Origin of the sequence: Halorubrum sp. CBA1125 (assembly GCF_009742825.1) — an archaeon.
Lineage (GTDB): Archaea > Halobacteriota > Halobacteria > Halobacteriales > Haloferacaceae > Halorubrum.
In genome coordinates, this window is record NZ_WPCE01000236.1 from 1 (window position 1) to 3,881 (window position 3,881).

General features: G+C 69.3%; 2 protein-coding genes and 1 pseudogene. 1 reads left to right on the forward strand and 2 read right to left on the reverse strand.

Annotated elements, in window-relative coordinates; genetic code table 11:
- A pseudogene (locus GJ633_RS14810) lies at positions 1 to 1,190 on the reverse strand (bifunctional folylpolyglutamate synthase/dihydrofolate synthase); the annotation flags it as partial.
- A 246-nt stretch (positions 1,191 to 1,436) separates the two neighbouring features.
- On the opposite strand from GJ633_RS14810, the gene GJ633_RS14815 reads away from it, so the two are divergent.
- Positions 1,437 to 3,626 carry an elongation factor EF-2 gene (locus GJ633_RS14815; protein WP_156589425.1) on the forward strand — a complete coding sequence of 730 codons (2,190 nt, stop codon included), beginning with the start codon at positions 1,437 to 1,439 and terminating at the stop codon, positions 3,624 to 3,626.
- Positions 3,627 to 3,683: 57 nt separating this feature from the next.
- Here GJ633_RS14815 and GJ633_RS14820 read toward each other — a convergent pair.
- Positions 3,684 to 3,881 (reverse strand): DUF3592 domain-containing protein (locus tag GJ633_RS14820; RefSeq protein ID WP_156589426.1); only part of this gene is annotated, 198 nt, incomplete at its 5' end.

Sequence of the window (3,881 nt, forward strand, 5' to 3'; positions counted from 1 at the left end):
GGTGGCGACGTCGGGGAGCGCGGCCGCGGTCGCCGGGTGGTCCTTGTCGTGCATCGCCGCGTACACGAGGTGGAGCGTCTCGTAGTCGTACTCGGCGAGCGTCTCGGCGAGTCGCCCGCACGCGGCCGGGATTGTGCGCGCCGTCGAGCACCGTGAGCGGCGCGTCGTCAACGACCTCGAACCGCCCCCGGCCACGTCGCCCGCGCGAGCCCCTCGCGGACCGCGTCGGACGGCAGTCCTTCGGCCGAGACCGACGCGAGCGCGGCCGCCGTCCGCCGGGCCAGCGCGACCGCGACGCCCGCGTTCGTCGCCTGGTGGGCGCCAACGAGCGGGATCCGGTAGGTGCCGTTCACTTCCCCGGTCAGGGTCACCTCGGCGTCGGTCCGGCTCACGCGCCCCTCGTAGGCGACCGAGAGCGCCGGGTCGGTGGACGACTGTGATCCGTCGTCTGTCGTACCGGACTCATCTTTGTCCGCGCCGGAGTCGTCCCCGTCCGCGCCGGATCCGCTCCCGCCCGCGTCGGTCGTCTCCGAAACCGTCGCGACCGGGGCGCCGGCGTCGGCGGCGACCGCGCGGACGACGTCGAGCGCCTCGCCCTCGCAGGCCGTGACGAGGGACGCGCCGTCGCGCGCGATCCGTGCCTTCGTGCGGGCGATCTCCGCGACGGTGTCGCCGAGGACGTCGGTGTGTTCGAGCGAGACGTTCGTGATCGCGGCCGCAACCGGGTCGACGGCGCTGGTCGCGTCGTACTCGCCACCCAGGCCGACCTCCAGGACGGCGACGTCGACCTCCCGGCGCGCGAAGTCGTGGACCGCCATCGCGGTGACGACCTCGAAGAAGGTGAGCGGGTCGCCGACGGCGGCGCGCTCGACCAGCCACGGCTTCACTTCCGCGACGAAGTCGGCGATCGCCGCCTCGGTCATTTCGCGGCCGTCCACGCGGACCCGCTCGGCGAGCGCGTCGAGGTGGGGTGAGGTGTACAGCCCGACCGACAGCCCCCCCTCGCGCAGGATCGACTCGGTCATGCGCGCCGTGCTCCCCTTCCCGTTCGAGCCGGCGACCTGGACGAACGTGACGTCCTCCTCCGGGTTCCCGATCCGGTCGAGGAGCGCCGCGACGCGCTCCGTCCCGGGGTTGACCGAGAAGCGGCGGAGGTCGAAGAGGAACGCCGCCGCCTCGTGGTAGTGCATACGCCGTGGGTCGGCTCCGCGTCGCTTAGGCGTAACGGACCGGGTCGACTGCGGCGGGGGTCGGCGTCGACCGCGGCGGGGACCGGCGTCGACCGCGGCGGATCGGAGACGGTGCGGCAGGGGGTCGCGGGGACGATCCGTGCGAGCGATCGACACGAAACCGGCGCCGATCCCGGGTGATCCCCCTCGAAACGGCCGCGGCGAAACACTACCCTTTTGACCCTGCTGTCGGTAACTGCCGGTATAATGGGCCGACGCAAGAAGATCGTTCAAGAGTGCGAGCGGCTGATGGACAACCCGGAGCACATCCGGAACATCGCCATCGCCGCCCACGTCGACCACGGGAAGACGACGCTCTCGGACAACCTGCTGGCCGGTGCCGGGATGATCTCCGAGGACACCGCGGGCGAGCAGCTCGCGATGGACACGAAGGAGGACGAACAGGAGCGCGGGATCACCATCGACGCGGCGAACGTCTCGATGACCCACGAGTACGAGGACACCAACCACCTCATCAACCTCATCGACACGCCGGGCCACGTCGACTTCGGGGGCGACGTCACCCGGGCGATGCGCGCGGTCGACGGCGCCTTAGTGGTCGTCGACGCCGTCGAGGGCGCGATGCCCCAGACCGAGACGGTGCTCCGGCAGGCGCTGCGCGAGGGCGTGAAGCCGACGCTTTTCATCAACAAGGTCGACCGCCTCATCTCCGAGCTTCAGGAGGGTCCCCAGGAGATGCAAGAGCGGCTCCTCGCCGTCATCGCCGACGTCAACGAGCTCATCCGCGGGATGGCCGAGAACATGGAGGACATCCCCGAAGACTGGACCGTCTCCGTCGAGGACGGGACGGTCGGGTTCGGCTCCGCGCTGTACAAGTGGGGCGTCTCGATGCCGTCGATGCAGCGGACCGGCATGGACTTCGGCGACATCATGGAGCTCGAACAGAACGACAAGCGCGAGGAACTCCACGAGCGGACGCCGCTGTCGGACGTCGTGCTCGACATGGTCTGTGAGCACTTCCCGAACCCGGTCGACGCCCAGCCCCGCCGTGTCCCGCGCATCTGGCGCGGCGACCCCGACACCGAGCTGGCGAAGGGGATGCAGCTCGTCGACGAGGACGGGGAGGTCGTCTTCATGGTCACCGACATCTCGATGGACCCGCACGCCGGCGAAATCGCGACCGGCCGCGTCTTCTCCGGCACGCTGGAGAAGGGCCAGGAGCTGTACGTCTCCGGCACCGCGGGCAAGAATCGTATCCAGAGCGTCGGCCTGTTCATGGGGTCGGAACGCGAGGAGGTGGAACACGTCCCGGCCGGCAACATCGCGTCGGTCACCGGGCTGCGCGACGCCATCGCCGGCTCCACCGTCTCCTCCGTCGAGATGACGCCGTTCGAGTCGATCGAGCACATCTCCGAGCCGGTCATCACGAAGTCCGTCGAGGCCCAGAACATGGACGACCTGCCGAAGCTCATCGAGACGCTCCAGCAGGTCGCCAAGGAGGACCCCACGATCCAGATCGAGATCAACGAGGACACCGGCGAGCACCTCATCAGCGGGCAGGGCGAGCTCCACCTCGAAGTGATCACCCAGCGGATCCGCGACAACCAGGGCATCCCGGTCATCACCGGGGAGCCGATCGTCGTCTACCGCGAGCAGCCCCAGGAGGCGTCCCGCGAGGTCGAGGGCGTCTCGCCGAACCGCCACAACAAGTTCTACCTCACGGTGGAGCCGATGGCCCAGGACATCGTCGACGCGATCCAGCTCGGCGAGGTCTCGATGGACATGCCCGAACTCGAGCGCCGCGAGGCGCTCCAGGAGGCCGGCATGGACAAGGACACCTCCCAGAACGTGGAGGACATCCACCGGACCAACATCCTCATCGACGACACGAAGGGGATCCAGCACCTCAACGAGACGATGGAGCTCGTCTTGGAGGGGCTCCAAGAGGCGCTCGACGACGGGCCGCTCGCGGCCGAGCCGGTCCAGGGCGCGCTGTTCCGCCTGCACGACGCGAAGCTCCACGAGGACACCATCCACCGCGGTCCGGCGCAGGTCATCCCCGCGGTCCGCGACGCGGTCCACCGCGCGCTGATCGACGGCGAGGTCCGCCTGCTGGAGCCGATCCAGGACGTCCGGATCGACGTGCCCTCGGAGCACATGGGCGCCGCGTCCGGCGAGATCCAGGGCCGCCGCGGCCGCGTCGACGACATGTACCAGGAGGGCGACCTGATGGTCGTCGAGGGCATCGCGCCCGTCGAGGAGATGATCGGGTTCTCCTCCGACATCCGTTCGGCCACCGAGGGCCGCGCCTCGTGGAACACCGAGAACGCGGGCTTCCGCGTGCTCGTCGACAACCTCCAGCGCGAGAAGATCATGGAGATCCGCGAGCGCAAGGGGATGAAGCTCGAACTGCCGCAGTCGATCGACTACTTCTAGCTCGTCGACCCCCGCGGCGCTCGTCTGCCGTCTTTTTCGAACGATCGTTCGTGCCCGTCAGCGACGGAACTGCTTGACCGCGGACGCGCCCCCGGCGAGAACGAAGAACAGGCCGATCGCGACGGCGACGAGCGGGGCGTTCGACCGTTGGTGTTTGAGAAACGCCGTTCCCGGGTTGGAGGGGTCGACGTAGGCGGTAACCGTCTCGTCGACGGCGTACCCCTCGATGACCTCACGCTCGTCCGCTACGACAAC